Origin of the sequence: Paenibacillus amylolyticus (genome assembly GCF_051136285.1) — a bacterium.
Classification (GTDB): domain Bacteria; phylum Bacillota; class Bacilli; order Paenibacillales; family Paenibacillaceae; genus Paenibacillus; species Paenibacillus amylolyticus_F.
In genome coordinates, this window is sequence record NZ_CP194938.1 from 6,339,072 (window position 1) to 6,365,838 (window position 26,767).

26 protein-coding genes, 1 pseudogene and 1 riboswitch are annotated in these 26,767 nt (G+C 44.9%); of the genes and pseudogenes, 25 read left to right on the top strand and 2 right to left on the bottom strand.

The genetic code is table 11. The features are described 5' to 3' along the window. The first annotated feature begins 59 nt into the window (after positions 1–59). The 4 genes from ACR8BL_RS27610 to ACR8BL_RS27625 all read left to right on the top strand — a co-directional run bounded on the left by ACR8BL_RS27610 (position 60) and on the right by ACR8BL_RS27625 (position 2,876). Entirely contained in the window at positions 60–527 is a 468-nt protein-coding gene (locus tag ACR8BL_RS27610; RefSeq protein ID WP_434750493.1) for a Fur family transcriptional regulator, read from the top strand. Between the two features lie 160 nt (positions 528–687). After that, complete coding sequence (locus tag ACR8BL_RS27615; RefSeq protein ID WP_434758298.1) at positions 688–930, top strand: DUF4227 family protein; 243 nt, start codon at positions 688–690, stop codon at positions 928–930. A gap of 95 nt (positions 931–1,025) precedes the next feature. Then, the gene (locus ACR8BL_RS27620; protein ID WP_434750495.1) at positions 1,026–1,916 is read left to right on the top strand and encodes a tyrosine recombinase; all 891 of its coding nucleotides are present in this window, start codon (positions 1,026–1,028) and stop codon (positions 1,914–1,916) included. A 135-nt stretch (positions 1,917–2,051) separates the two neighbouring features. Then, on the top strand, positions 2,052–2,876 hold the full coding sequence (locus ACR8BL_RS27625) for a purine-nucleoside phosphorylase (RefSeq protein ID WP_434750496.1): 825 nt from the start codon (positions 2,052–2,054) through the stop codon (positions 2,874–2,876). A 169-nt stretch (positions 2,877–3,045) separates the two neighbouring features. On the opposite strand, the pseudogene ACR8BL_RS27630 reads toward ACR8BL_RS27625, so the two are convergent. Then, positions 3,046–3,597 (bottom strand): annotated as a pseudogene (locus ACR8BL_RS27630) (glutathione peroxidase). Positions 3,598–3,955: 358 nt separating this feature from the next. Between ACR8BL_RS27630 and ACR8BL_RS27635 the strand changes: the two are divergent. From ACR8BL_RS27635 to ytfJ, 18 genes are all read left to right on the top strand, one after another. Continuing rightward, positions 3,956–5,077, top strand: coding sequence for a D-alanyl-D-alanine carboxypeptidase family protein (locus ACR8BL_RS27635; protein ID WP_434753275.1), 1,122 nt, complete (start codon positions 3,956–3,958; stop codon positions 5,075–5,077). Between the two features lie 142 nt (positions 5,078–5,219). After that, positions 5,220–5,573, top strand: coding sequence for an anti-sigma F factor antagonist (gene spoIIAA / locus ACR8BL_RS27640; RefSeq protein WP_342551759.1), 354 nt, complete (start codon positions 5,220–5,222; stop codon positions 5,571–5,573). Beyond that, positions 5,570–6,025: an anti-sigma F factor gene (spoIIAB, locus tag ACR8BL_RS27645; protein ID WP_434750497.1), complete on the top strand. Its 456-nt coding sequence runs from the start codon at positions 5,570–5,572 to the stop codon at positions 6,023–6,025. Before spoIIAA ends, spoIIAB begins: the two co-directional genes overlap by 4 nt. A 14-nt stretch (positions 6,026–6,039) precedes the next feature. Beyond that, entirely contained in the window at positions 6,040–6,795 is a 756-nt protein-coding gene (gene sigF / locus ACR8BL_RS27650) for an RNA polymerase sporulation sigma factor SigF (RefSeq protein WP_434750498.1), read from the top strand. Positions 6,796–7,631: 836 nt separating this feature from the next. Further along, positions 7,632–8,288 carry a stage V sporulation protein AA gene (locus ACR8BL_RS27655; protein WP_434750499.1) on the top strand — a complete coding sequence of 219 codons (657 nt, stop codon included), beginning with the start codon at positions 7,632–7,634 and terminating at the stop codon, positions 8,286–8,288. Further along, complete coding sequence (locus tag ACR8BL_RS27660) at positions 8,275–8,697, top strand: stage V sporulation protein AB (protein ID WP_111269610.1); 423 nt, start codon at positions 8,275–8,277, stop codon at positions 8,695–8,697. The genes ACR8BL_RS27655 and ACR8BL_RS27660 overlap by 14 nt, the downstream gene beginning before the upstream one ends. 25 nt (positions 8,698–8,722) lie before the next feature. Then, on the top strand, positions 8,723–10,396 hold the full coding sequence (locus ACR8BL_RS27665) for a spore germination protein (RefSeq protein ID WP_434750500.1): 1,674 nt from the start codon (positions 8,723–8,725) through the stop codon (positions 10,394–10,396). Between the two features lie 103 nt (positions 10,397–10,499). Further along, positions 10,500–11,831: a diaminopimelate decarboxylase gene (lysA, locus tag ACR8BL_RS27670; protein WP_434750501.1), complete on the top strand. Its 1,332-nt coding sequence runs from the start codon at positions 10,500–10,502 to the stop codon at positions 11,829–11,831. Between the two features lie 1,029 nt (positions 11,832–12,860). Then, on the top strand, positions 12,861–13,292 hold the full coding sequence (locus ACR8BL_RS27675; RefSeq protein WP_434750502.1) for a peptidylprolyl isomerase: 432 nt from the start codon (positions 12,861–12,863) through the stop codon (positions 13,290–13,292). Positions 13,293–13,569: 277 nt separating this feature from the next. Continuing rightward, positions 13,570–14,889: a hypothetical protein gene (locus tag ACR8BL_RS27680; RefSeq protein WP_434750503.1), complete on the top strand. Its 1,320-nt coding sequence runs from the start codon at positions 13,570–13,572 to the stop codon at positions 14,887–14,889. A 159-nt stretch (positions 14,890–15,048) separates the two neighbouring features. Further along, positions 15,049–15,208, top strand: a riboswitch (FMN riboswitch). 317 nt (positions 15,209–15,525) lie between these two features. Continuing rightward, positions 15,526–16,629 (top strand): bifunctional diaminohydroxyphosphoribosylaminopyrimidine deaminase/5-amino-6-(5-phosphoribosylamino)uracil reductase RibD, encoded by a 1,104-nt coding sequence (ribD, locus tag ACR8BL_RS27685; RefSeq protein ID WP_434750504.1) that lies wholly within the window; start codon positions 15,526–15,528, stop codon positions 16,627–16,629. A 96-nt stretch (positions 16,630–16,725) separates the two neighbouring features. Next, on the top strand, positions 16,726–17,394 hold the full coding sequence (gene ribE, locus ACR8BL_RS27690; RefSeq protein WP_434750505.1) for a riboflavin synthase: 669 nt from the start codon (positions 16,726–16,728) through the stop codon (positions 17,392–17,394). Between the two features lie 62 nt (positions 17,395–17,456). Then, complete coding sequence (locus tag ACR8BL_RS27695; RefSeq protein ID WP_434750506.1) at positions 17,457–18,689, top strand: bifunctional 3,4-dihydroxy-2-butanone-4-phosphate synthase/GTP cyclohydrolase II; 1,233 nt, start codon at positions 17,457–17,459, stop codon at positions 18,687–18,689. 101 nt (positions 18,690–18,790) lie between these two features. Then, the gene (gene ribH / locus ACR8BL_RS27700; RefSeq protein ID WP_272037329.1) at positions 18,791–19,258 is read left to right on the top strand and encodes a 6,7-dimethyl-8-ribityllumazine synthase; all 468 of its coding nucleotides are present in this window, start codon (positions 18,791–18,793) and stop codon (positions 19,256–19,258) included. A gap of 102 nt (positions 19,259–19,360) precedes the next feature. Beyond that, complete coding sequence (locus ACR8BL_RS27705; RefSeq protein ID WP_434750507.1) at positions 19,361–20,161, top strand: segregation and condensation protein A; 801 nt, start codon at positions 19,361–19,363, stop codon at positions 20,159–20,161. Then, the gene (scpB, locus tag ACR8BL_RS27710) at positions 20,130–20,822 is read left to right on the top strand and encodes an SMC-Scp complex subunit ScpB (protein ID WP_434750508.1); all 693 of its coding nucleotides are present in this window, start codon (positions 20,130–20,132) and stop codon (positions 20,820–20,822) included. Before ACR8BL_RS27705 ends, scpB begins: the two co-directional genes overlap by 32 nt. Before the next feature lie 167 nt (positions 20,823–20,989). Continuing rightward, positions 20,990–21,772, top strand: a complete 783-nt coding sequence (locus ACR8BL_RS27715; RefSeq protein ID WP_434750509.1) for a DUF2953 domain-containing protein — start codon at positions 20,990–20,992, stop codon at positions 21,770–21,772. 210 nt (positions 21,773–21,982) lie between these two features. Next, a complete protein-coding gene (gene ytfJ / locus ACR8BL_RS27720) occupies positions 21,983–22,456 on the top strand; it encodes a GerW family sporulation protein (protein WP_434750510.1) in 474 nt (157 codons plus the stop codon). 930 nt (positions 22,457–23,386) lie between these two features. Here the strand turns inward: ytfJ and ACR8BL_RS27725 are convergent. Next, positions 23,387–23,650, bottom strand: coding sequence for a hypothetical protein (locus ACR8BL_RS27725; protein WP_434750511.1), 264 nt, complete (start codon positions 23,648–23,650; stop codon positions 23,387–23,389). 371 nt (positions 23,651–24,021) lie between these two features. Here ACR8BL_RS27725 and ACR8BL_RS27730 point away from each other — a divergent pair, with 371 nt between their 5' ends. The 3 genes from ACR8BL_RS27730 to ACR8BL_RS27740 all read left to right on the top strand — a co-directional run bounded on the left by ACR8BL_RS27730 (position 24,022) and on the right by ACR8BL_RS27740 (position 26,621). Beyond that, positions 24,022–24,399 carry a Na-translocating system protein MpsC family protein gene (locus tag ACR8BL_RS27730; protein ID WP_434750512.1) on the top strand — a complete coding sequence of 126 codons (378 nt, stop codon included), beginning with the start codon at positions 24,022–24,024 and terminating at the stop codon, positions 24,397–24,399. 541 nt (positions 24,400–24,940) lie between these two features. Next, on the top strand, positions 24,941–25,507 hold the full coding sequence (locus ACR8BL_RS27735; protein ID WP_434750513.1) for a sigma-70 family RNA polymerase sigma factor: 567 nt from the start codon (positions 24,941–24,943) through the stop codon (positions 25,505–25,507). Between the two features lie 304 nt (positions 25,508–25,811). After that, positions 25,812–26,621: a sigma-70 family RNA polymerase sigma factor gene (locus ACR8BL_RS27740; RefSeq protein WP_434750514.1), complete on the top strand. Its 810-nt coding sequence runs from the start codon at positions 25,812–25,814 to the stop codon at positions 26,619–26,621. Positions 26,622–26,767: the final 146 nt, after the last annotated feature.

Below are 26,767 nucleotides of genomic sequence, written 5' to 3' on the forward strand. Positions count from 1 at the left end.
ATAATGAAAAGAGTGGGTTAAGTTGCAGTGTGCAGTGATTTCCTAGGGGGAGGGAGAAAATGGAAGCACGGATTGATAAAATTAAGCAGCAACTACAGTCCCAAGGTTATAAATTAACGCCCCAGCGGGAAGCCACCGTAAGAGTACTTTTAGAGAATGAAGAAGATCATCTCAGTGCAGAGGATGTATTCATGCTCGTTAAAGAAAAGGCTCCCGAAATCGGTCTGGCAACCGTGTACCGTACCCTCGAACTGCTGAGTGAGCTGCATGTTGTAGAGAAAATCAACTTCGGCGACGGTGTAGCGCGTTATGATCTGCGCGGAGATACATCCAAGCATCACCATCATCACTTAATCTGCGTGCAATGCGGAAGTATGGATGAAATACGTGAAGACTGGCTTGGACCGCTTGAAGAACGACTGGAGCGGGAATTTAACTTTTCGGTAGTAGATCACCGACTGGACTTTCATGGAATTTGTTATCGTTGCAAAGCTAAAAATGAACAAAAGCCCAAAGAAGAAGAATAACATAGCCTATCTTCAAGCTCTCACCGGCGGTTTTGACGGGGGAGCTTTTTTGGTCCCGAACCCTATTTGAGGTTCGCCCGCCAAGGCATATTCCCGGATGCACGGACATACCCTGTTTCAAGAACCATACTGGACTTGAATAGGGAAGGGGACAATTCCAATGATTATCTCTGTGCGGAGAGGGCTCCGTTTGATACGATTCATTGTGTTCTTTGCTGCGCTGGTTTATCTGTTCTATCATGTACTGGATCTGTTTAACGGCTGGATCTCACCCGTGGATCAGTATCAGATGCCGACTGGCAATGCGGTTAAAGTATTTCAGGAAACGGATTGGTCAGGCATGGGAGAAGCACGTCCTACAATGGCTGAGCGGCTTCGCCTCTTCTATTGGTACGGGGAATAATAGCTGCTAGCACGGAGAGTAGCTCCGGCAGCCAGGGATGCAAATACGGAAGCAGCCTGCCGGTTGGCATTGCTGACAGATGAGGAGTGTTGTACATGAACCAAACCATACACGCCTATGCTTTATACCTGGAGGAAGATAAGGGCATGTCGAGCAGCACGCTGGAATCCTATCTGCGAGATGTGGACAAGTTCGTGGAATTTGTGAAAAAGGAATATGGTATTCGCGAAGCGGGAGAGGTTAGACGAACGCATGTTGTATTGTTTGTGGGTCAACTTAAGCAAGATGGTCGGGCGAATGCAACGATAGCCCGCAGCATCGTGTCTTTGCGATCGTATTTCCATTTTCTGATGCGGCGTGGCGAGATTGTACAGGACCCTACGTTTGATGTGGAAGCACCCAAGGCTGACAAGACACCGCCTCAAGTTCTTACTATTGAGGAGATCGAACTGCTGCTTGCCTCTCCTGATGTCAGCTCTCCGCAAGGCGTTCGAGATCGGGCCATGCTGGAGCTCTTGTACGCTACGGGTATTCGGGTGTCAGAGCTGATTGCACTTGATGTACGGGACGTACAGCCGTCCTTGCGCTTCATTCGTTGCGGCGGGGCGGGGAAAGAACGCATTTTACCGATTGGTGCACCAGCTGCTCACTGGGCGAGTGTATATATGGACGGGTTCCGTAATCAATTGCTCAAGGCTGGAACGGACGAGCAGGCACTATTTGTGAATGTATCAGGCAGACGTTTAACCCGGCAGGGATTCTGGAAGCTGCTGAAAAAATCCGCCGTGGATGCGGGCATTTCGGGAGAAATTACGCCGCATACGTTACGTCATTCATTTGCAGCCCACCTGATTGCCAGCGGAGCCGACACTCGTGCGGTACAGGACATGCTTGGCCATGTCGAACAGCCAGGGCAGCAGTATAGCCAGCATGGGCGTAAGACGATGAAAGAAATTTATGAGACTCATCATCCACGGGCAAAATAAAACCATTAAAACGCCGTTATACATACGCGGGCTGCATGTTTGAATGCCTGATTTTTTGCGCCAAACACAGGCGTAGGCAGTGCACCCCTGTTGAATCATGAACGGATCGTTACTACTCAAGGAGGACAACATCGTATGACAGCACTAAACCAACAGATGATCAAAGAAGCGGCATCTTATATTCAAAGTAAAAGCTCCATCAAGCCGGAAGTAGGTTTGATTCTTGGGTCAGGCCTAGGCGTACTTGCCGAACTAATTGAGAATGGCGTGAGCATTGCGTACCAGGATATTCCTCATTTTCCGGTGTCCACGGTAGAAGGACATGAAGGGGAATTGCTGATCGGTACCATCCAAGGCCGCCCGGTTGTAATGATGAAAGGTCGCTTTCATATGTACGAGGGGTATGGACCCGAATTGACTGCATTCCCGGTACGTGTCATGAAAGAGCTGGGCGTAAGCAGCCTGCTGGTAACGAATGCAGCTGGGGGCGTAAATACATCTTATCAAGCGGGCGATTTGATGCTCATCTCGGATCATTTGAATATGACAGGCAAAAACCCGTTAATTGGACCAAATGATGCCGCACTGGGTGTACGTTTCCCTGACTTGTCTGAAGCCTACAGCCGTCGTCTGCGTGCCCTTGCCAAGGATACGGCAGCAACTCAAGGTTTTAATGTGCAAGAGGGTGTGTACGCCGGTCTGCTCGGACCTAACTACGAAACTCCAGCAGAGATCAGAATGCTTCGTACCCTGGGTGCAGATGCTGTCGGCATGTCCACTGTATCCGAGGTTATTGTAGCTCGTCATGCAGGTATTGAAGTTCTCGGTATTTCTTGTATTAGCAACATGGCAGCGGGCATACTGGATCAGCCTCTGTCCCATGACGAGGTTATGGAAACCACAGAGCGTGTTCGTGAAGCCTTTTTGGCCCTGGTGCTGGCTGTTATTCCTAAGATGTAATGAGGCATAGAAGAATGAGCTGAATGGATGTTGTTTGACACATTGAATAAGGAACAAATCATTGAATGATGTTTGCTCAATGATTTGTTCCTTTTTTATAATATGACGCATGAGATGAGTGTATTATCTTCAGATCAAGGACCAGACACGTACGTTTATTCATGGTCAATTACATCGTAAGTAATGAGGTAATACTTGGCTCGATTTCAAATGGCTCAGTGGTTGTTTCAAATCTTCCGCACACCTGACCGCTCTGATCGATCAAAAACTTAGTGAAGTTCCACTTGATTCCGTCATCCTTATGAATATCAGGAAATTTCTCCTTTAGAAAATCGTTCATCCACTTCCCGCTGGCCGTTTCCATGTCAAAACCTTGGAATGGCGCTTGTAAGGTTAAAAACTGATATAGGGGATGGGTGTTTCTCCCCCTGACTTCTATTTTCTCAAATAACGGGAACGTTAACTTCAATTGATTTTCACAGTGAGCTTTTACTTCTGAATTGTCTCCTGGCTCCTTCTCATTAAACTGGTTACACGGAAAGGCCAGAATTTCGAAACCATAACGCTAGTATTTTTCGTACAATTGTTGAAGAGTCGCAAATTGACGAGAGTAGCTACACTTACTGGCTGTATTCACAACAAGAAGTACTTTCCCTCGGTATATTGTTAAATCCGCTGGCCTACCATCAATGAAATGGACTTTCATATCATCAAAAGACATTTGAAGATGCCTCCTCCTTAAATATTTAAATTGTGACATATACATCATAAGTCAACATCATTCATTGGAGAAATATATATAAACGATTACATACATAGGTAAATCCTATAAAGAATGTTCTCATCAGCTTGTACCCGTTGCAGATGAGATAAATACGTACGAATATCCATCTATCTTCTCTTTGGATAAAAAAAATTAGGGAAAACCTGTGGAGAATGGAATAATTTACTGCGAAGGGGCCGACAATGGTTAGCAGTACATGCGAGGAATAACCACCGAGCTATTCATTTGAGGAGGGAACCTAGTGAAAAAAAGAATAATGGCATCGTTCATGACCATTTGTATTCTGCTGCCCTTAATGGCTTCACCGACTTTGGCTGAGGAAGCACCTAAAGCTGCTGGAGGAACGGATTTGGCTCCATCAGCACGTTCGGCTATATTGATGGATGCAGATACGGGAACCGTTATTTATGAAAAAAACAGCCATGATCAGCTGCCTCCGGCGAGTATTACGAAAATTATGACGATGCTGCTCACCATGGAAGCGATTAGTTCAGGCAAGCTGAAGTTAACGGATAAGGTAAGAACGAGTGAGTATGCGGCCTCAATGGGCGGTTCACAGATTTTTCTGGAGCCCGGTGAAGAGATGACCGTGGATGATATGTTAAAAGGCATCGCAATGGCTTCAGGCAATGATGCGTCTGTTGCTATGGCCGAAAAACTCGGCGGCTCGGAAGAGGCTTTTGTACAGATGATGAATGAACGTGCACAAGAACTGGGTATGAAGGATAGCCGTTTTGCCAACGCGAACGGTCTGCCGGTTGCTAATCATTATTCCTCTGCACATGATATCGCGGTGATGAGCCGTGAATTACTGAAATATCAAGGTATTACGAAGTACACGGGTGCTTACCAGGATTACCTGCGTAAAGACTCCGAGAAGCCGTTCTGGCTCGTAAATACGAACAAGCTGGTGCGTTTTTATCAGGGAGCAGATGGGTTGAAAACGGGGTACACGTCCGAAGCAAAATTCTGTCTGTCGGCTACGGCGTCCAAAGATGGGTTACGTGTCGTTGCGGTTGTGCTTGGTGAGCCGAATACGAAAACAAGGAACAGTGAAGTATCCTCGATGTTTGATTATGCTTTTGGTCAATACACCATGAAGGCACTATACAAAGCAGGAGATCTGCTGGGTAGTCTGAAGATTGAAAAAGGGGATGTTGCCGAGCTTCCGCTCAATGCTGCTCAGAACTACAGTGTTTTGATGCGCAAAGGTGCGAAGTCAACAGATATCCGCCATGAACTGATTGTAGCCAAAGAATTGAAAGCTCCGGTCAAGGCGGGTCAAAGTGTAGGTAAACTCGTCGTCTATCAAGGGAACGAAGTAATTAAAGAATTCGACATTCAGGCTCCGCAGGACGTGGGTAAAGCAGGCTGGTGGAAGCTGTTCAAGCGTACAACCTCAAGCTTGTTTGACTAAGCGGCAAGATACGCCTTTCTCCTTGTGACTCGAACGGTTTTTGTAGTTAAATAGGGGTTTTCTTCTAGTTTTGTCGGGGGGCAGGAAAAGCATTTGGCAACGTAGAAATCCTTGTTCAAGACAGGGAGGAGAGTGGGCAAACGTGAACTTGAATGTGGACATGGAGCATCACCGCGGGATTTTGATTGTGCGATTATCCGGGGAGCTGGATCACCATACAGCTGACATGGTACGAATGCAGATGGATGAAGCGATACAGCGCAGACAATGTGAGCATTTGGTGCTGAGTTTGAAAGACCTGCAGTTTATGGACAGCTCAGGCCTGGGTGTTATTTTGGGAAGATACAAGTTGATCAAAAATAAAGGTGGCAAAATGGTTGTCTGTGATGTGAATCCGCCAGTATACCGTTTGCTGGAAATGTCGGGATTGTTCAAGATCATGCCGATATACGAAAATGAGGGAACTGCTCTCTCAGGTCTGGAGGTCGTCTCATGAATGAAGGAACAGGGACAAATTTCATGAATCTGCAATTTGCGGCCAAGTCGGAGAATGAATCGTTTGCGCGGGTGGCCGTTGCAGCTTTTATCTCTCAGCTTGATCCAACGATGGACGAGCTCAGTGATCTGAAAACGGTTGTCTCCGAAGCGGTGACGAACAGCATCATCCACGGATACAATAACAATCCGGAAGGTGTTGTGACCATTCAGGCCGAGATTCGTGATGATATGATCACGATTATTGTAGAGGATCGCGGCGAAGGCATCGAGGATCTTGATCTGGCCAAACAACCGCTATATACCTCCAAACCCGAACTTGAGCGGTCGGGCATGGGCTTTACGATTATGGAAAATTTTATGGATGAATTCGAAGTCAGCAGTGAGCCCGGCAGAGGCACCTCCATCAAGATGAAAAAAAGGATTGAATCCAAGAAAGCATTGTATAATTAGGGGTTGGTGTTCTTATGGATGCTGAAGTGAAACCATCTTCACAGACCTATTTGGACGATGCCGAGGTCAAACGGCTGATTGCGCTCAGTCAGTCGGGTGACCATGTATCACGGGATACGCTGGTGAACTGCAACATCAGACTCGTCTGGTCCGTCGTGCAGCGTTTTATGAACAGGGGATATGAACCGGAGGATCTGTTCCAGATTGGTTGTATCGGCCTGCTCAAGTCAGTGGACAAGTTCGATCTCAGTTATGACGTGAAGTTCTCGACGTATGCGGTACCGATGATCATTGGTGAGATTCAGCGTTTCCTGCGGGATGACGGAACCTTGAAGGTTAGTCGTTCGCTGAAAGAGATGGCCAATAAAGTTCGCAAGAAGAGGGACGAATTGTCCAAACATCTGGATCGACTGCCCACAATTAAGGAAGTTGCCGCTGAACTCGGTGTTACCCCGGAGGAAGTTGTATTCGCCCAGGAAGCGAACAAACCGCCGACCTCCATTCATGAGACGGTATTCGAAAATGATGGTGATCCGATTACACTGATGGATCAGATCGCGGATGAATCTCAGGAGAAGTGGTTTGACAAACTCGCGCTGAATGAAGCGATCGGCGGCCTCAGTGAGCGGGAAAGACTTATCGTGTATCTGCGATATTATCGAGATCAAACACAATCCGAAGTGGCTAGCAGGCTGGGTATATCCCAGGTGCAGGTCTCACGTCTGGAGAAAAAAATACTGCAATCCATCCGCGATCAAATCGCGCAGTGATGTAGTGTATTGCGATGGCTAAGTGTCATCCTTGTGTGTGTAAATTCTTCAATAAACGACAACTAACAACCTCATTTCGCGCATGTTGGCGATGGGGTTAATTGTCGTTTTTAATTTTTACAGGAGAAGGGAGTCAAGAAGGATATGGACTGATAATTGTTTTAATTTGAATGAAAAGAATCAAAAGATTCATTGTTCTATCCATGATATGTAGTGAAGTTGCTACCTCTCTAGCGCCCCCAGATTTTTTTCCCTTCCTCTCAAAGCGAGAAGTATTCCCCATCGTGTTTACTTTAGTGCATAGGCTTCCAAGCTCTTTCCCCCTGCCCCTCCCCGCAGGTTTCTTACATTTGATTTGGAAAAGAGAGGGCGGCAAGCCAGCGGAGGGACGGAATCGGTAAAGGAGCGAAGCGTGCGCGTTTATCACAGGATTTCCTCCTTGAAAAGGAGAGAACCAGAAATCCGGGGATAACCAGCGCCCGATGCCGATCCATCCCGGAGCGCCCCCTGCCAAACTACGTCTTTTCCCTTCCGCGGATAAGCTTCCAAGCTCTTTCCCCCTGCCCCTCCCCGCAGGTTTCTTACATTTGGTTTGGAAAAGAGAGGGCGGCAAGCCAGCGGAGGGATGGAATCGGTAAAGGAGCGAAGCGTGCGCGTTTATCACAGGATTTCCTCCTTGAAAAGGAGAGAACCAGAAATCCGGGGATAACCAGCGCCCGATGCCGATCCATCCCGGAGCGCCCCACCGCCCTCAACCCTCTTTTCCAACTTAAATGTAATAAATTTGCACAATCTTCAAATACTAACCTAAATTACGCAGTAAAGGAGTGCTTTGGATGTCTCAGACACCCACTCCAACGGTCTATGTTCGCATGCGCAGCCGCATTCGTATCCAGAGAGGGCGAGCAGTCAAACTGCGAGATATTGCCCACGTACTGGCCTCATCCGAGGATCAGGAGGACAGGCTGCTGGAGCTGGAACTGCTGCGGCCCGGACCGGAGGACGGCAACCTGATCCTCATTGACATCTTGCAGATTATTCCCCGAATCCGGCAGTTGCTGCCAGACGTCAACGTGGAATTGATGGGGTCAGGGCATACGTTAGTTGAGGTGATCGTAGGTAATGGTCAGGCCTCGAAATCACTGTTTATTCTGGTGTGGCTATTGTTGTTCTTTGGGTCAGCTCTGACTATTATGAATTTTCATGCAGATGTGAATATGCAGGAAGTACAGATTCGCATTGTGGAGATGCTGACTGGGGAGCGGGACGAGCATCCATACTTATTCCAGCTCGCTTATTCCCTGGGAATCGGCTTCGGCATGGCTGTTTTTTTTAACCATCTGTTCAAGAAAAAATGGAATGAGGAGCCTACGCCGCTCGAAGTGGAGATGTTTCTTTACCAGCAAAATGTAGATCAATATGTCGTGATTGAAGAAAGTGAGCGCATGCATGAGCAGAATGGCAGGGAGCTGAGTGACGATGAGCGTGCTTAACGGAGCAATCAGCATTGTGCTTGGCATTGCCGGAGGGATCGCCGTAGGGAGTGGTGTTATTGCCCTCATCCTTGTCCTGGACATGATTCCCAGACTGGCGCAAGTTACGCAGTCCTATGACAAAACGCATTGGTACGAGGGGGCTCTCATCGGAGGTTCGCTGCTGGGCACGGTGGCTGATTTCTGGCATTGGAAAATGCATGGTGTCATGTTGCTCAGTCCCATTGTTGGACTGTTCTGCGGTGTATTTATTGGCTTGCTGGCTGCAGCGCTAACGGAAGTATTAAATGTGTTGCCCGTTCTGGCGAAAAGGCTGGGCATGAGATCTTACTTGTTTGGGCTTCTACTCGCGATGATTTTAGGGAAAATGACAGGTTCGTTGTTTGACTTTTTTATATACCAGAGATAAAGCGGCATGATAGGTTCAAAGGAGGATGGATATGGACAAACATACGGATCAAACAGGTCATGAACAAGGTGAGGGAATTACCGAGGATATCATGCGCAAGTCGGCTTATGAGATCCAGCAGGAAGAAGAGAAGAGAAGACATCAGAAGAAAAAACAAAACGAGATGTCCGACAGCATTGAGGAATCCGTACAGTATTGGCAGCACAACGATGACATTTCCCCTCGCATGAGTGATAACAAAAATACACTCAAGCAAGTGCTCGGTCTTGGTGAGTCTTTTGATGTTACGTTGAGGGAGATGGTGCTTGGCGGCAAGCATGTAGGGCTGCTGATGTTAAGTGGTTTTGCCAAGGACGAAATTCTGCTCGAAGTGTTAAAAAGGCTCACCTACCTTTCACCCGATCAGATATCCGAACATGCGCTTAAGTCCTATTTCGAATGTTACATCCCCCATATCCAGGTGGAACGTGTGGAGAAAATGAGTGCTGTCATCAGTAAAGTACTGACCGGAATGAGTGCCATGTTTGTTGAGGGAGACCGCTCTGTTCTCATTATGGATACCCGGAGTTATCCGGTTCGATCCCCCGAGGAGCCTTCGCTTGAACGTGTGGTTCGTGGTTCGCGGGATGGTTTTACCGAAACACTACTGACGAATGTAACACTGGTACGTCGCAGGATACGAGACCCCGGACTGAAGTTTGAGATCATGCAGGTTGGGCGAAGAACACAAACCGATGTATGTGTGGTGTATATTGACGATATTGTGGATAAGGTGCAGGTTGACTCGGTGCGCGAAAAAATATTACGTGTCGATATCGATGGTATTCCGGCTGCCGACAAACAGCTGGAGGAAGCGATCATCAACAAAGGATGGAATCCGTTTCCCCTCGTCCGATATTCGGAACGTCCGGACGTTACAGCCTCCCATCTGCTGGAAGGACGAGTAGTCATATTTGTTGATACGTCGCCCAGTGTGATGATCTTACCCACGACATTTTTTGATTTGTGCGAGCATGCGGAGGAGAACAGGCAAACCGCACTTATGGGAACCTATCTGCGCTGGGTACGTTTTGCAGGCATTCTGATCTCGTTGTTTCTGTTGCCACTGTGGATGTTGATGGTCATCGAGCCTTCACTCAAACCAATCGGACTGGATTTTATCGGCCCACAGGAAAATGTAAAATTGCCGATTATCTTGCAGTTTCTACTCATAGAGCTGGGTGTGGATTTGTTACGGATGGCAGCTGTTCATACACCGACACCACTTGCTTCAGCCATGGGTCTGATTGCTGCGATATTAGTCGGAGATATCGCCGTGAAAACGGGGTATTTTGTCAATGAGGTTGTGCTCTACATGGCGATTGCAGCTATTGGAATGTTTGCTACACCGAGTTACGAGTTAGGGCTGGCGAATCGACTAGTCAGATTGATGCTGTTGCTTGCGGTTGCAATATTTAAGGTGCCTGGTCTGGTGGTCGGAACAACGTTGCTGATTGTGGCATTGACCATTCACCGTTCATACAACTCGTCGTATCTGTGGCCATTTATACCGTTTAATGCAAAGGCATTTGGCAACTTCTTGTTTAGGGTTCCATTGCTTGTCAGCAAGAAACGTCCATCGTTCAACAAAACACGTGACAATACCAAGATGTCGGATGATCCAGACGGTGAGCTGCGAAAAAGTAAAAAACACAAATGATGTGCCGAAAAATCCATTCATCTCCCGGCTTAATTTGATATACTGGTGTAAAATCAATGGAATAATAATTGTTCCAGTATATAAAAAGTGAGGAATGCAGACGATGTATTTACACGGTACAAGTAGAATAAATGAGCAAGGTCATCTGGAAATTGGTGGAGTAGACGTTACAGATATGAAAGAGCAATTCGGAACACCGCTCTATGTTGTGGACGAGCAATTGGTTCGCGAGCGCTGCAGAGAGTATATGGAGGCATTCCGCGCTTCCGGTCTGGGCTTCCAGGTTGCGTATGCGAGCAAAGCATTTTGTGTTATGGCGATGTGTGCCCTAGCAGCAGAGGAAGGTCTTTCGCTGGATGTCGTATCTGACGGAGAGTTGTTCACAGCATTGCAAGCAGATTTCCCTGCAGATCGTATTCATTTCCACGGCAATAACAAAACGCTGGAAGAAATCGAAATGGCGCTTGATGCAGAGATCGGATGTTTTGTGGTTGACAACTTTAACGAGTTGCATTTGCTTCAAGCGGTTGCAGCGGACAAAAATCGTAAAGTGAATGTTCTTCTTCGCGTAACTCCAGGTGTTGAGGCACATACACATGAATATATTTCGACAGGGCAAACGGATTCCAAGTTCGGTTTTGATATCGGTAATGGTACAGCATTCGAAGCGATTGAGCTCGCATCCAAACAGTCAAATCTGGTACTGCTCGGTGTGCATTCTCACATTGGTTCGCAAATCTTTGAGGTTGAAGGGTTCCAGATGGCAGTTCAACGTGTTGCTGAATTTGCAGCAAGTGTATACGAGCGCCTGAATGTGGCATTCAAAGTCGTAAACCTTGGCGGAGGATTCGGAATCCGTTATATCGACGGGGACACGCCTCTTGAAGTGGCTGAGTACGTAAAAGCTATTACGGATGCGGTGAAAAATCATTTTGCGCAAATCGGCTATGCTGTGCCTGAAATCTGGGTTGAGCCAGGCCGTAGTATCGTGGGTGAAGCAGGTACAACGCTCTACACCGTTGGAACAAGCAAAGATATCCCAGGCGTGCGTAAATATGTAGCCGTAGATGGCGGCATGACGGATAACCCGCGTCCAGCCCTGTACGAATCCAAGTATGAAGCTGTACTGGCGAATCGTGCAAACGAAGCAGCAACAGAAACCGTTTCTGTAGCCGGAAAATGTTGCGAGAGTGGCGACATGCTGATCTGGGATCTCGACTTGCCAAAAGTGGAAAGCGGGGACTTGCTTGCCGTAGCCTGCACAGGGGCATATAACTATTCGATGGCGAGCAATTATAACCGGATTCGTCGTCCAGCTGTTGTTTTTGTCAAAGACGGTCAAGGTGATGTGGTCGTACGCCGTGAGTCGTATCAAGACATTATCCAAAATGACCTCGTTCCAGCGCGTATTGGCAAGCAGCCGGTTACTCGCTAAAAACAATCCAGCATAACAAAAAGGTGACTGAAATTAGGTCACCTTTTTGTTATGCTAATATTTAATATTCGGTTGAAAAAATATTTATTGGAGTGATACATATCAAACGTCAAATTTTTAATTCAGTAACTACAACCAAATTTAAAGGGATTTCTAGCTTAATAGGGATAGCAATTTTTGTCTTATCTTATTACTACAGTAGTCAGACGATTTCAAATTTCAATATCGAGAATTCATACAACTCGTTAGAGCAGATTATAGTTGTTGTATTTGGCTCGACAGGCTTAATTTTAGGACTAATTTTGATTCTTGCACATTTTAATTTTAAAAATATTGCTGTAATATTATGTATGGTTCTTTTTTTAGGAGTATTGATTGGTGTAAGTATGTATAGTGATTTTACAAGAAATATTATTATGACTTTTTTGGCTGAGTTAATAGTATTTGGTATAGTTGTGATAATTTTTAAGTTCTATTCAACAATAACAACTCTTATAGTAACATCATACATATACCTTTTCATATTATTATTAGTTGTTAAATTTTTCGGCCTAAACTTTCAAGTCAACCCATCTATATTTCTATATACTTTAGTAACAGCATTCTTAATTATCTTTCAATTAACAGGAGTTAAATTAAATAAGTTTTTTATAAAAAAGATCATGAATCAAAAAAAAATTTCTGAAGAATATAATTATGATTTACTAAAATCGCACATTAATATAATCTATTTGCTGGTTTTTGTTATAATCAATGTTTCTGGACTCATTTATGAACAGAGCGCTACTTTTAATTTCTCTAATATTATCAACAATTGTTTTCTAACTATACTTGCATTTAATCAGATCGATTGGAAGAAATTTAAATTTTGATTCAACTTAAATTTAAAAACTTCATCCTATTTTATCTTATCCTTTTGCGATTCAGCTCTTTTCGGTGTACACTAAGAAAAGTGCTGTAATGCTTGACCCCAAGTTTGGTGTTGCGTCACAATTTACTATGCTCAAAATTGAAAGGAGTCATTTACATATGGCGAAACAAGCGAAAATTAAATTGGCAAACGGTGGAGAAGTAGTGATCGACCTGTTCGATCAAGAAGCTCCAAATACAGTAGCAAACTTTGAAAAGCTGGCAAACTCCGGTTTTTATAACGGTCTCGTTTTCCACCGCGTTATCCCGGGTTTCGTAGCTCAAGGCGGATGCCCTAGTGGTTCCGGTACAGGTGGCCCTGGTTACACAATCAACTGTGAGATCAATCCGAACAAACACGAGCGTGGAACGCTGGCGATGGCACATGCTGGTCGCAACACGGGCGGAAGCCAGTTCTATATTTGCTACCAACCACAGCCACATTTGGATGGACAACATACCGTATTTGGTAAAGTAAGCAAAGGTATGGAGTTTGTTGATGCATTCGAAGGTCGCGATAAAATGGAAACGGTTGAAGTTGTAGAAGTTTAATTCAAACTGCAACAGATCAGACACAGTTATCTAACCCCTGATACTTCTATTACAGAAGTACCAGGGGTTTTGTGCATTTTGCAGCCTTTTTGTATGATTGCCTCAGATCGTCTTGTCAAAAATAAGCTTAAAGAAACTGGCGAGCCAAGTGATCTTGGGTTATTCTGGCTAGGTGCAGACTGTTGAAACCGAATACATGAGGTTTGACGGCACAATGGAGAGTAGTGTATCTGTTCTTATTTACTTTCATCAACATGTTGAAAGGATGTTGTTAACTTTGGATTATGTACAGCAGCTTAAATTACTTAAGCACCTTTATAGTGGAAATACGATTTGGGACAAGGACTTGCGTGCTTCCAGACACACCGTGCCTGAGGATGTAACTACTGAGCAGTTGCAGGCTTTAGAGGCAGCTGGACATGAACCCAATCGTTTTGTGAGTCCACAGCATGAGAAGACCATTAACGAACTGAGAGCGTTGGCTGAGCGTTGGACACTTCAGGACGCTGCTCAGGCTTTTGTGGCTTCGTTATGGTCAGCTCCGATGATCTGGCGTTCACTTCTTGCAGGTAAACTGATTGCAGGCAGCATGCCGGATCATGAATATACACCGTACCCATCCAGTTCGACGTGCCAAATCTGTGGTGTTGCCGTTGACGATGGAGTGGATACATCGCTTCAATGGTACTGGCGGATGACAAACGGCACACCGCTGGATGGAGATATTTTTGGACATGTTCTGGCTCTGAAAGAGATGGCCGCTTCGCAGGAGCTTCCTGTTCCGAATGAGTACGATCGTTGGACGCTGCGCGCCGTAATGAGGGTACTGCGAAATTTGCCGCCCAAAACTCGGTACAGCAAGGCAGCGGATGCACTCAAAAAAGCACAACTGCTGCCCTCCAAAAAGATATATGTGTATCGTGATCTGCTTGAAACGCTGGCACTGATCGGTATTCTGGACACACCAGAACAGCCAGGAATGATTACGGCTTTCACTTCGTATGCTGAACGCGATAAGAGACCTAATACCCGCGTTGAAGTACAAGCTCCCTTGGCATGGTGGGATTCATCTGTAGGAATAAACGAGCACAATCTGTCCAAAATTTTCGCTGATTACGATTATAGTGATGTGTCGCTTGAGGACAAACCTGAACCGAATCCACCAGCAATGGAGACCGTTGTTGGTGCGTTTGAAAGCAGACGAGGTGTTGGTTCCAAAGCCAAGGTACCGAAAAAATCTCCAGATGCCGGTACAGGTGAGGTGCAACCAGGAGACGTATATGCTGTGAAAGTACTTAGTGGTGCCTGGGTTACCGTATACTGTCATGAAGTGAAGGACAAACGTGTTATCGTAGAATATTTGGAGGGTGTGTTCCCTGAGATGCCAGGAAAAGATGAACTTATTCTGACCGTTCGTCCAAGACCAGATGAACGCTGGCAGTGTTCGGCCATCGGGATCGACTCTACGAGCTGGGTTAGAAGGGTCGCCAGAGATTTGCCTACTCCTGCTGCTTCCCAGCCAAAACCGGATCGTGTTCCATTCCACTCTGCCAAAGATTTGAAGCATATGGCAAGCTGGTGTTTTCCTGACCTTTAGAATCTGTCTTTGTATGGCTAATTAAGATCCGATCCATGTTTCGTGTGAAATGCAGAATTTATGACACAAATGCTTATTAAAAGTTAGTATGTGACAAAAAGAAACAAAAATGAATTGATTTTTTGACATTAAAGTGCTAACATCCAATTAATAACGAAAGCGATCCTTCAGGGCAGGGTGTAATTCCCTACCGGCGGTGATGCATGATGTCGAGGATTCCATCGATATAGCAAAGTCCGTGACCTGTCTGCCTGTGGCAGATGGCTGATCTGGTGTAATTCCAGAACCGACAGTATAGTCTGGATGGGAGAAGGAGTGGGTGCATGCCAAGCGGCTGCACTCCGCAGGAGTGATGTTGCACAGCATTCAGCAATGGATCTGATGTTGTGCGGGAAGACTTGTTTTTAATAAGTTTTCTGTTACATAATACCGTCATATAGAAACTCTTTACCTGTTTGTTGTATCCAACAAGGTATGTGTTTGTTTTCACTTGCCTGTTATACGGTAAAAGTGTGTCGGTATGGTTGTACAACATTCACTCCTGTAGATGACAGTAGTCTCTCATCATCCCCACCGGAACGGATTGTTCGGTGGGGATTTTTTAGTTCAAGATTATAACCGTGGGGTGAACAATATATGGAAATGATCAATGATGAATTTTATATGGCGTTAGCACTGGATATGGCAGAACGGTCACAAGGACAGACTGGAATTAATCCTGTCGTGGGATGTGTCGTCGTTAAGGATGGACGGGTTGTTGGCCTGGGAAGTCATCTGAAGAGAGGTACAGGACATGCAGAAGTACATGCTCTTAACATGGCTGGAAGTGACGCAGCGGGTAGCACCGTTTATGTAACGCTTGAACCTTGCAGTCATTACGGTAAAACTCCGCCATGTAGTGAACGATTGATTCATGAGAAGGTTAAACGGGTCGTCGTTTGTTGTGAAGACCCGAATCCACAGGTGTCTGGCACAGGCATCAGTATGCTTCGTCAACAAGGCATTGAGGTTGAAGTGGGAGTTTTGCGCGAACGCGGAAGACGTATGAATGAAAAGTTTATCAAGTTTATTACAACAGGCCTGCCTTTCGTTACCCTGAAAACGGCGTCTACGCTGGATGGCAAAATTGCGACGCGCAGCGGAGACAGCAAATGGATCTCCAACGAGCCGGCTCGTGAAATTGTGCATGCGCTACGTCATCGTCATCAAGGCATAATGGTTGGCGTGGATACGGTTATTGCCGATAATCCGGAGCTGACCACTCGTTTGCAAGTAGAGGGCATCAGTCCGGTACGGATCGTAGTGGATTCCAAGCTGCGTCTGCCAGTTGGCTCCAAAATGGTCAAGGATGGTCTTGCACCAACATGGGTACTCACGACGGATGAGGCTAGCCAGGAAGCAGCAGAGCGTCTTGAAGCTTATGGTGTTGAAGTGATCCGCTGCGGCCCTGGGCCACGCGTAGATTTGCTGCATGGGCTGAGCAAGCTAGGAGAGCGGGATATTGGTTCCATTCTGCTCGAAGGCGGCGGCACATTAAATGGTGCGATGCTGGAAGCGCGGCTGGTAGACCGGTTGCTTATGTTCATCGCTCCGAAGATTGTAGGTGGATATGACACACCTGGAAGTTTCCGATTCGAAGGCGTAGAGCGTATGAGTCAGGCTGTCCAATTGCATCAGCTGGAAATTGAACAAGTTGGAGATAATATCAGTATAGGCGGCATTCCCGTTTGGCCAGAATAGGACGTTACTGCTCTGGAACCAAGACGGTGCAGCATGATAAATAATTAAGGTAAACAAGACGATATGTACACAGCTTTAGATTAGGGAGGCGGCAGCATGTTTACGGGTTTGGTAGAAGAAGTAGGTCAGATCCGGCGCATTGGCCGTAAAGGCGAAGCCCTGGTACTGAACATCGGAGCTTCTGTCATTATGGATGATCTCAAGATTGGTGACAGCGTTGCGGTTAACGGGGTTTGTCTTACAGCAACAACACTGGAGGGCGGAGGTTTCACAGCGGACGTCATGCCTGAAACATATCGTCACACGAATCTCAGCCAGCTTCAATCTGGTAGCAAAGTCAATCTGGAACGGGCCATGTTGTCCGGTGGAAGATTTGGTGGTCATATTGTACAGGGACACGTGGATGGAACCGGGGTCATTGGCAGCATCACACGGGATCAGAATGCGGTTGTATTTGAAATCAGGCCGGATGAGAGTGAGTTGTTCCAATATTTGATTCCAAAAGGTTCGGTCACTTTGGATGGGATTAGCCTCACGGTGGTGCAGACGACTCCAACTTCCTTCACGGTTTCGATTATTCCTCATACGATTGGAGAAACTGTGCTGAACATCAAAAAAACGGGAGATACCGTCAACATTGAGTGTGATATTCTGGGCAAATATGTAGACCATCTGTTGCAGTACGGTAAGGGCCATGCAGAAACGAGTAAAGGCAAGCCGCGCAGCATTAGTGAAGAATTCCTCTCGAATCACGGATTTGCTTAATTGGAAAATGAATGTCTCTGATGAACGTTTTTATAACAACAATGGTTACAGGAGGTGGACTGATGTCAGAACAATCCATTCTGGACTCAATCGAGGCAGCAATATATGATTTGATGCGGGGGAAACCCGTGATTGTGGTAGATGATGAAGATCGGGAGAATGAAGGCGATTTTATTGCTTTGGCAGAAAAGGCGACACCGGAGGTCATTAATTTTATGATTACCGAAGGTAGAGGTTTGGTCTGCGTTCCCATTACGCAGCAGCGGGCAGACGAATTAAATCTGAAACCAATGGTTCAGCAAAATACAGATTTTCACGGGACTGCTTTCACGGTCTCTGTAGATCACAAGGATACAACAACAGGCATCTCGGCACATGAGCGCTCGATTACAGTTAAAGGCCTCATTGATTCGAATGCCAAAAGCAGTGATTTTCGCAAACCAGGTCACATGTTCCCGCTGATTGCCAAAGACGGCGGTGTACTTCGTCGTGCTGGACATACGGAAGCGGCAGTAGATCTGGCGATCATGTGCGGTTCTTACCCCGCAGGTGTTATCTGTGAGGTGATCAAGGAAGATGGCACCATGGCCAGACTTCCGGACTTGCAGGAGATTGCACGCAAGCATGATCTGAAGCTGATCAGTATTCAGGACATGATTCGTTACCGGAATGAGAAAGAGCAGCTGGTACAGCGTGAGGTATCCGTGCGTATGCCAACGGATTTCGGAGAATTCCAGGCGGTGGCTTATACCAATGCGGTAGACAATAAAGAACATGTTGCCTTGGTCAAAGGGCAGATTGACGGATCAAAGCCTGTATTGGTGCGTGTGCACTCCGAATGTTTGACTGGTGACGTTTTCCACTCTCATCGCTGTGACTGTGGCCCGCAGTTTGATGCGGCTCTGAAACAGATTCATGATGAGGGTAACGGCATACTGCTTTATATGAGACAGGAAGGCCGCGGGATCGGTCTGATTAATAAACTTAAGGCTTACAAGTTGCAAGAGGAAGGTCTCGACACGGTAGATGCCAATCTGAAACTTGGTTTTGCTGCTGATCTGCGTGATTACGGTATAGGCGCTCAGATTCTGAAGGATCTTGGCGTTCGTCAGATTCGATTGTTAACGAATAATCCGCGTAAGATCAAGGGTTTGGAAGGTTATGGTCTGGAAGTGGTAGAGCGTGTGTCCATTCAGATGAAGGAAAATGAAGATAATACAGCTTACCTTCACACCAAGCAAGCCAAACTGGGGCATATGCTCAAGTTTGATGATATCGAGCAGAATGAACAATAATTACAGCTAATCATGCTGGTATCTGATATGTAAATATTGGGTATTTTACAGGGGCCATTGCAGAACCTGTAACATCATATATCGACAGGGAGATGACGATAATGCCTAACTATTTTGAAGGACATTTGGTATCGGAAGGTTTAAAATATGGCGTGGTTGTTGGACGTTTTAATGAATTCATTACGAGCAAGTTGCTCAGCGGAGCGCTGGATGCATTCAAACGTCACGGCGTGCAGGACAATGAAGTGGATGTAGCCTGGGTACCGGGAGCTTTCGAAATCCCGCTGATCGCGCAGAAAATGGCCGAAAGCGGCAAGTATGATGCAATCATCACACTGGGAACGGTTATCCGCGGATCAACAACACATTATGATTATGTCTGCAACGAGATGGCGAAAGGGGTAGCGGCAATTAACCTGAAAACGGGCGTACCCACCATCTTTGGACTGGTTACTACAGAGAACATTGAACAGGCCATTGAGCGTGCGGGAACGAAGGCAGGCAACAAAGGCTGGGATGCAGCTACAGCTGCGATTGAAATGGCGAACTTGACGAAACAGCTAAAATAGTGCTTATTTAATAGTAGTGCCCTGCTTTGCGCAGACGAAATCGGGAGACTGGCTTCGAACGGCTGGCAGGGTTTTTATTTTTCTGGCGGGAGGATTCGTCTAGTGACGGTAGTTACATACAAACTGGAGTCTTTTGAAGGGCCTTTGGATCTATTGTTGCATTTGATTGATAAGGCTGAGATTGATATCCAGGATATTCCCATCAGCGATATTACCGATCAATACATGGCGTATCTGCATTCCATGCAGGAGCTGGAACTGGATATTACAAGTGAATTTCTGGTGATGGCAGCAACGTTGCTGTCCATCAAGAGCAAACTTTTACTGCCCAAACCACCGGTAATCGAGGATTTCGAGGATTATGATTACATGGAAGATGAAGATTATGATCCGCGTGCCGAACTGATTGCACGTCTTATCGAATATCGCAAATATAAAGGAATTGCGCGGCATCTCCATGAACGTGAATGGGAGCGCAGTCTTATTTTTTCCAAAGAGCCCGAGGATTTACGCCCCTATATGCCTGTCCAGGAGCAAACCAATCCGGTGCAGGGTCTGCATACCTCTGATCTCATTGCGGCGTTTCAGAAAGCATTACGGAAGGCTGAGAAGCGGACAACGGTCACACGGATTAAACGGGACGAAATCTCGGTCAAAGACCGGATACGAGATGTCATCGGTTCGCTTAAACAATTAGGGCCTGGAGGCCGATTGCTGTTCTCCAAATTGATGGATGATCAGATCTATCGACATGAGATCGTCGTGACGTTTCTAGCAGTGCTGGAGCTAATGAAGATGAAACAGATTGTTTGTTATCAGGAGCGCTTGTTTGAGGATATCGTTATGGAGTGGAGAGGGGAAACAACGAACCATGGATTTTCCGAAATTGAAGTCGATTATTGAGGGCCTGCTGTTTTTGTCCGGAGAAGAAGGTCTGAGTGTCAAACAAATTGCTGAAATTGTTGATCAGCGTGTCGAGCTGGTTACGGATGCTATTGAGGAGATGATAGGTGAATTTGCCCGGCAGGGGCGAGGCGTACAGATTATGAAACTTGCAGGTGTTGTTCAGCTTGGAACGCTACCGGAACATGCAGCGTATTTTGAGAAGCTGGCCTATTCTCCTGCACGTACTTCACTGTCTCAAGCGGCATTGGAGACGCTGGCTATCATCGCTTATCGTCAGCCTATCACTAGGGTTGAGATCGAGGAGATTCGTGGAGTGAAATCCGAACGTGCGATTCATACATTGGTGAACAAGGATCTGATTGTTGAAGTGGGGAGAGCGGAAGCGATTGGACGCCCCATTTTGTATGGAACGACGAAGTCATTTCTGGATTATTTCGGACTGGCCTCGATTAAAGATCTTCCAGAACCAGGGTTGTTTGAAGATTCTGAGAATCTGGAGGAAGAAACGCAGTTATTATTCAACAAGCTGGATATGCAGCATCCAGGTACCGGGGATAGTGATGTGCAGCGTACGTTTGAATTTGAAGAGGAAACGGTTGACACGGAGCAAGATATCATGCTTGATCCAGAGGATGATTTGCCCGGTTCATCCTCGTAATTCTAGGCGACGGTAAGAAATTTCAGGGACAAAGTGGAGAGGTATCCGCTTTGTCCTTTTTGTGATTTTGTTTATCTTTAGCTCAACTTCTATAGCAATCTTCGGTAAAAATTGGAGTAATTCATTGGGATCGTGAATTTTTTCCAGTAAGGAATGCCATACTAGATATGAAAAGAATTGAGGGCTTGGAGGTAAGGCCTGTGTGGATCTGGCTTGGAGGAATCGGTTTGTTCGTCGCACTGCTGATTACCGCAGTCCTCATCTCAAATGTTCATGTGCATATTATATTTCGTAAACATAAAAGCGATGACTATGCGAATATCAATGTTCGGCTGCTGTACGGCTTCGTGCGAATGAATTACGAGATTCCGAGCATTGTTTTTCGAAATATGAAAGAAGGCTTCCTGCTTAAAACAGAACAGTCCATGAACCATTCCCGAGGAGAGGTATTGGGAAGTCAGCAGGTGAACAAACGAAAAGTAAAAAACTGGGCAAAAGAAGTTAAAGTGATGCTTAGAGCAACGGAAGCTCTGAAAGTATGGGTTAAACAGACGTTAAGTCGTGTGTATATAACGAATCTGTTCTGGTCTACTGCGGTTGGCGTGGGAGACGCCGCATATACAGCGATGCTGTCAGGCTGGTTGTGGAGTATCAAGTCGATGATTGTTGGTTTCTTAACGTACCAAGTGCGGTTCAGAACGGTGCCTGACCTTGAAGTGATTCCAGTTTGGTCTGATGAGATGGAATTCCGAACGGAACTGGATTTTAAACTGCGTATTCGGGTGATGGCCATTGTGGCTGCAGGAGTGAGGCTGCTTACACGTGTGCTGCAAGTTGAGGGAGGATGGCGAATGTGGTTTAGGCTCCTTCATCAGCAGCGGCGCAAGTTCAAGGAAAAGAAGAAGCACAGGAAAATCGTGGATAAAGAAGCTCGCAAGTCAGGAACTTAACTTCCGGATGGTTTAATCGAACATGTCGTTACGATTCGAGATTGCATACGCCGGGATTCCGTGCATGGATTACATAACTCTCCGAAAGTTTGGAGATGATATGGTTAGATCAGAATCCTATATAAGTTGAACTTCGCATTGGCACAGCATGTTTGTGTTAATTATTTTAGTCAACGGATATAGCTTATATTGAAACTGGAGGGAATACACATGTCAGATCATCCAATTCAAGGCTTAATGGAAACTGCAATGGAAAATATCAAGGCCATGGTGGATGTCAATACAATTGTTGGCGATGCTGTTGAGACACCGGATGGTACGGTCATTCTGCCGATCAGTAAAGTGGGATTTGGTTTTGCTGCAGGCGGGAGTGATTTTAACGTAAGTGATGGAAAAGGAAACAGTACATCAAGCACAACGGAGCATGCTCATTCCGCGAAAGTTGCTTCCCCGTTTGGTGGCGGTAGCGGCGGCGGTGTATCCATCCGTCCGATTGCTTTTCTGGTCGTTGGCAAACAAGGTGTGCACATCGTGCCGCTTGATAATTCGACGCATTTGTTCGAAAAACTGATTGATTCGACACCGTATGTGCTTGATCGCATTCAGGAAATGTTCCGTCACCGTAATCATGGAACAACGGAAAATGATATCCGGGATACTCCTGATCATACGACGTATAGCTGAGCCATAATGTTGACCCTGATCCCTCCGGCACTGCGGTGCAAGAGGGATTTTTTTTGGTTGAGACAGAAGTCTGTGAACGGGCTAACCTAAATATTAGAAGCTTTGAGCAACTCGGGAGTTATCCTAATAACAGTACTGTAGGTATTAAGATGTGAATCGAGAAGGAGGGAAGCATTCTGCTTCAGAGCCCAAATGTCTAACACAGGACTATGGTAGATTCAACTTGGTTTGTTAACCAAGCGTTGAAGTGAGCGGCATCTTTCAGGAAGTAATAATCTTGTATAATTACGATGCGCTCTGGATGTTCCAGTTCATATCGAAGATAAATAGAAGAAGATTCAATTGTTCCGATTACGGAGTGGGAATCCATGGTTCGTTTCTCGTTTGGTGTGATAGAATGCAATAGTACAATCAACCTTTCTGTGTACAACTGAACTGATTCGGAGCTACTGGAGATGAAAGCCCGATCCTTTTACCGTTATACGAACTCTATCTTCTAAAGTTAATCCCAAACAAATAAAAAGCAGAACCACACATTGATTGTTGACGTGTGGTTCTGCTTTTTAAATTTGATCTACTCCAACGAAGAAGCAGGAGCATCCGGTTGTGTAAAAGTAGCAAGATCGTTATCGGTAAGCTGAAGATCAGCAAAGGGTTTGCATATTTTCTGGAACGCTCTAATTGTATTCGTTTCATGAAGAAGTATCGTAGGATTGAATCCTGACAAGACCAGTGATTCTACAAGCTCTGTTTGATCTACTTCTTGATATTGAAGGACTTCAAATATGTTTCTATTGAAAGTGACTTTCCATATGATTAGAGTAAGTCCGGGGGAGAAATAAACTAACGGGAAGATGAGACAAGAATAAGTTCCCTTTTGTGAAAATATAAATCTTTCGCCAATTTTAAGGTTGGTATGTAAAAATAAATCTACTCGTTCACTTCCTGAAGGATGGAATCAATCAATTGATCATCGATCAGCGTACTTGCTTTTTCCAGAGCCAGCAAGATTCCTTGAGGCTGTTCAAAAAAAACAGTTTGAAGAATGGGAGCTACCTCGTCCAGGTCAATTTTTTCGGCTTTTACCATACTAATTAAGGCAACGACGATCTCGTGTCCCTCTACATTACCTTCCATAAATCTTGTTCTTAAATGATTTGCTACGGTTTCGGTCTTTGACTGCGAGTACGCCATTATTTTCCCTCCAACAGTTCGAATCTTAGCAGAACTCCTCATGATGCAAGTCTAAACCAGGTTAGATTAGGAGTCTTAACAATAATAAGGCAGATAGTTTATTTTATCAACAGATTCTCAGCCCTCGGATTGAGCTTTCCATTTGTGTATATGCTGCATCGACATGAGACCAGAAGAACAATCGAAACTCAGCCTAGATCTGGGGGCTGATCCTTTTTCGTGTAAAGGTAGGCGGAAACTGGTTCTCTGATTCACAGGAAACTTGTCTTGCATAAGGACTTTTGATTAAATTAGGTTGGATTCATGTATCCAGGGGTAGTACAAGGCCGGGAGGTTAGGCAGGAGGCGATGGGAACATTGAGATAAAGGACTTGGAAAGAGAACTCGCCAAACTGGCATCTAGAGTCAGAAAAAACATAACGGAGCGCGGGCCGGTAGATACCAGGGTCTCCATCATGAATCATTTCATCATTTTAAAGTTTACAGCAAAGTTCACGAAGCCCGAAGCTTTCATGCTCGAACATATGCAATCACACTCAAGTCAAGTTTTCACGGAGTATAAAATGAAGCTTGCACTTTTGATGAAAGAGAATTTCAATCCTGTTTTCTCTTATATCCATATGGGACTGAAAATTGAAGACATCGAAACCACATTTTTCGGACATGACTTTACAGAGCAAGTGACGGTTTTTAAGATGAACAAGGATATTGAAGTTTTGCTGAAAAATGATGAGATAAACATGCCTTAAGAACTACAAGGATGCTTGTGCAACCAAACTGGATTCTTGGGAAGTATTTTTCTTGTTGACATTATCCTACATATTTCCTTATACTACCCTTATGGCGATTGGATAGATTAATAATCTTGATGAAGCCTATAATTGTATTACGCATTTGTAGACCATACTCTCGGTAATTGGAACGAAATAAGAAGTCAGACCAAGGCCGACACATTCCACCATTCTGTTTTTTTCAGTGGTGTGATCTGTGTTGGTCTTTTTAGTTTTATTTAATCCTCTTTACCTTCATCAAGATGTTTCGTATATAGGATGTAAATGAGGCCGAACATAATGCAAAAAAATAACTTGCGAACATTAGTTCGTATTTGTTATCCTGAATGTAATCTAATGGAAGAGGGTGTTGGATAGGTTTGTATGTGAATAGCTGAAGAACTAAACGTATCTATTAAGATTTTTGGAGTAACATGAATACTAAGTTTACAAGCATGCATAGGAAGCTAAGGTGGTATCCTGATTATTATTATTATTATTTTATTAATGGGGGAAAAGTATGATGTTTGCTACAACAGCTATGGGATTTGATCAGTTATTTGAGATTGAGGATATGGATATGTTCCTGAACAAGGCACAGGAGAAATGTCGTTACAAGTTGAGAGGTAAAACGTTCGCTGGAATGGAGAAGGAAGATGTTACTCAGGAAATTTTAATCAAACTGGTGAATTCACTGGATAAGTATGATGCGGACAAAGCTAAAATGTCGACATTTGTGGATCATTTAATCGATAACAAAATTAAGGATATGTATCGTAAATGCATGTCTGAAAAAAATCTTAGTGTAGTCAACGCTGCTCAGATTATGACTACGGATCATGGGGGAGAAGAAGGAACGGGTAAAGTTATGACTCCAGTGCTTGGACATACTGGTTTTGCGTATGAAAACTTCGAATTTCTTACGGATATTATGGAGAACATGAGTCTGAATGATCGAGAGAAGGAGATTTTTAAACTTAGAACGTATGGATATGAATTTGTAGAGATTGCAGTCATACAGGGAGTATCCAAAGCACGAATATCACAAATATGGAAAGGGATTCGTAACAAATACGAAGCTTTGTAATATTATAATGGCAATTTATAGCCTTAAATAGAGTTTTGGAAAAATAACGTTAGATTTAACACTTACATATTTGAGAAGCAGTCCTTAACCTTGTTTTAAATACTACGTATAGAGCATGTACAGAAAATAATTTTGTTAAGGGGACAGGTAATCATAACACACATCAATCTTCATGGAGAAGGCTATGTGGATCGAGGTAAAGCACATATTTGGTATTGTAAGGAATTTAATAAGCATCTTCAAAAAAAGATGTGTGAGGTACTTGATAGTAAATATATAAAGATTCGGAAATAGGGAGATCCAGATGGTGAAATTTTCGGAACAAATTCATAGTAAGTTAAAAGAAAACAAGAAATATTACAGCATGGATGATATACATAATATTGAACGCTGTCAGTCCGACGAGCAATTTCTTGGAGAATGTATTTTAGTCAACGAAAATCTAATTTGGCACTCCGTACACAAGTACATTGGTAAACCTGAAATGTTGACTAAAATTCACTGTGTGGAGAAAGATGATATTCTGCAATTGGGCCGTATGGGATTCTTCAAAGCAGTTAAAGCATTTGATATCTCTCGTGGTGTGAAATTCAGTTCATTTGCGGTCACTGCTATTGTTAGAGAGATCCGTTGTTTTCTGAGAGATAGTGCTAATATCATTCGTCCAACACGCACTGCCACAGATTTAATTTACCGTATTAATCGTTTGGAACATGATATGGGATATCTTCCGGCCCCACATGAAATTGCTGTTCTACTTGATGAAGAAGAAGAAAAAGTGAACAAGGCACTTCAAGTGGGCAAGGGTGTGAAGTATCTGGATGAGCCTGTAGGGTCAGATGATCAGCATCCTCAATCGGTTACGTTGATAGATACCATCTATAGTGGAGAGAATATTGAAGAGAATGTTTTGGATAAAATGTACGTTGATGCTGTGCTTGATTCGGTGAAGCGTAAGCTTAGTGAACAAGAGGCTGCGGTGCTGAAACATCGTGTAGACGGATTCAACCAAACACAAACAGCCGACATGGAAGATATTAGTCAGATGAGAGTGTCCAGAATTATGAGAAAAGTAGCTAAGATGTTGAATCAGTCTAATAAAAAGTACATATAGAACATCATTAGAAATATGGAGCCAGTTAGAGCTGAGTCGTTATTACAGATCCCTCCGACACTGCGGTGTAAGAGGGGTTTTTGCTGTTTTTTTATCTGTGCGGGACATACTCCAGGTTGTCCGAACATAGGATAGTACAAGATTCC

What these genes read in the sequence shown, in the direction of transcription:
- sigF (WP_434750498.1), top strand. Translation starts at nt 6,040, where the DNA reads ATGGATGCTGAAGTGAAACCATCTTCACAGACCTATTTGGACGATGCC.
- ACR8BL_RS27620 (WP_434750495.1), top strand. Translation starts at nt 1,026, where the DNA reads ATGAACCAAACCATACACGCCTATGCTTTATACCTGGAGGAAGATAAG.
- ACR8BL_RS27675 (WP_434750502.1), top strand. Translation starts at nt 12,861, where the DNA reads ATGGCGAAACAAGCGAAAATTAAATTGGCAAACGGTGGAGAAGTAGTG.
- ribE (WP_434750505.1), top strand. Translation starts at nt 16,726, where the DNA reads ATGTTTACGGGTTTGGTAGAAGAAGTAGGTCAGATCCGGCGCATTGGC.
- lysA (WP_434750501.1), top strand. Translation starts at nt 10,500, where the DNA reads ATGTATTTACACGGTACAAGTAGAATAAATGAGCAAGGTCATCTGGAA.
- scpB (WP_434750508.1), top strand. Translation starts at nt 20,130, where the DNA reads ATGGATTTTCCGAAATTGAAGTCGATTATTGAGGGCCTGCTGTTTTTG.
- spoIIAB (WP_434750497.1), top strand. Translation starts at nt 5,570, where the DNA reads ATGAATGAAGGAACAGGGACAAATTTCATGAATCTGCAATTTGCGGCC.
- ACR8BL_RS27665 (WP_434750500.1), top strand. Translation starts at nt 8,723, where the DNA reads ATGGATATGGACAAACATACGGATCAAACAGGTCATGAACAAGGTGAG.
- ACR8BL_RS27615 (WP_434758298.1), top strand. Translation starts at nt 688, where the DNA reads ATGATTATCTCTGTGCGGAGAGGGCTCCGTTTGATACGATTCATTGTG.
- ACR8BL_RS27660 (WP_111269610.1), top strand. Translation starts at nt 8,275, where the DNA reads ATGAGCGTGCTTAACGGAGCAATCAGCATTGTGCTTGGCATTGCCGGA.
- ACR8BL_RS27625 (WP_434750496.1), top strand. Translation starts at nt 2,052, where the DNA reads ATGACAGCACTAAACCAACAGATGATCAAAGAAGCGGCATCTTATATT.
- ribH (WP_272037329.1), top strand. Translation starts at nt 18,791, where the DNA reads ATGCCTAACTATTTTGAAGGACATTTGGTATCGGAAGGTTTAAAATAT.
- ACR8BL_RS27725 (WP_434750511.1), bottom strand. Translation starts at nt 23,650, where the DNA reads ATGGCGTACTCGCAGTCAAAGACCGAAACCGTAGCAAATCATTTAAGA.
- ACR8BL_RS27635 (WP_434753275.1), top strand. Translation starts at nt 3,956, where the DNA reads ATGGCTTCACCGACTTTGGCTGAGGAAGCACCTAAAGCTGCTGGAGGA.
- ytfJ (WP_434750510.1), top strand. Translation starts at nt 21,983, where the DNA reads ATGTCAGATCATCCAATTCAAGGCTTAATGGAAACTGCAATGGAAAAT.
- ACR8BL_RS27735 (WP_434750513.1), top strand. Translation starts at nt 24,941, where the DNA reads ATGATGTTTGCTACAACAGCTATGGGATTTGATCAGTTATTTGAGATT.
- ACR8BL_RS27610 (WP_434750493.1), top strand. Translation starts at nt 60, where the DNA reads ATGGAAGCACGGATTGATAAAATTAAGCAGCAACTACAGTCCCAAGGT.
- ACR8BL_RS27715 (WP_434750509.1), top strand. Translation starts at nt 20,990, where the DNA reads ATGAAAAGAATTGAGGGCTTGGAGGTAAGGCCTGTGTGGATCTGGCTT.
- ribD (WP_434750504.1), top strand. Translation starts at nt 15,526, where the DNA reads ATGGAAATGATCAATGATGAATTTTATATGGCGTTAGCACTGGATATG.
- ACR8BL_RS27655 (WP_434750499.1), top strand. Translation starts at nt 7,632, where the DNA reads ATGTCTCAGACACCCACTCCAACGGTCTATGTTCGCATGCGCAGCCGC.
- ACR8BL_RS27740 (WP_434750514.1), top strand. Translation starts at nt 25,812, where the DNA reads ATGGTGAAATTTTCGGAACAAATTCATAGTAAGTTAAAAGAAAACAAG.
- ACR8BL_RS27695 (WP_434750506.1), top strand. Translation starts at nt 17,457, where the DNA reads ATGTCAGAACAATCCATTCTGGACTCAATCGAGGCAGCAATATATGAT.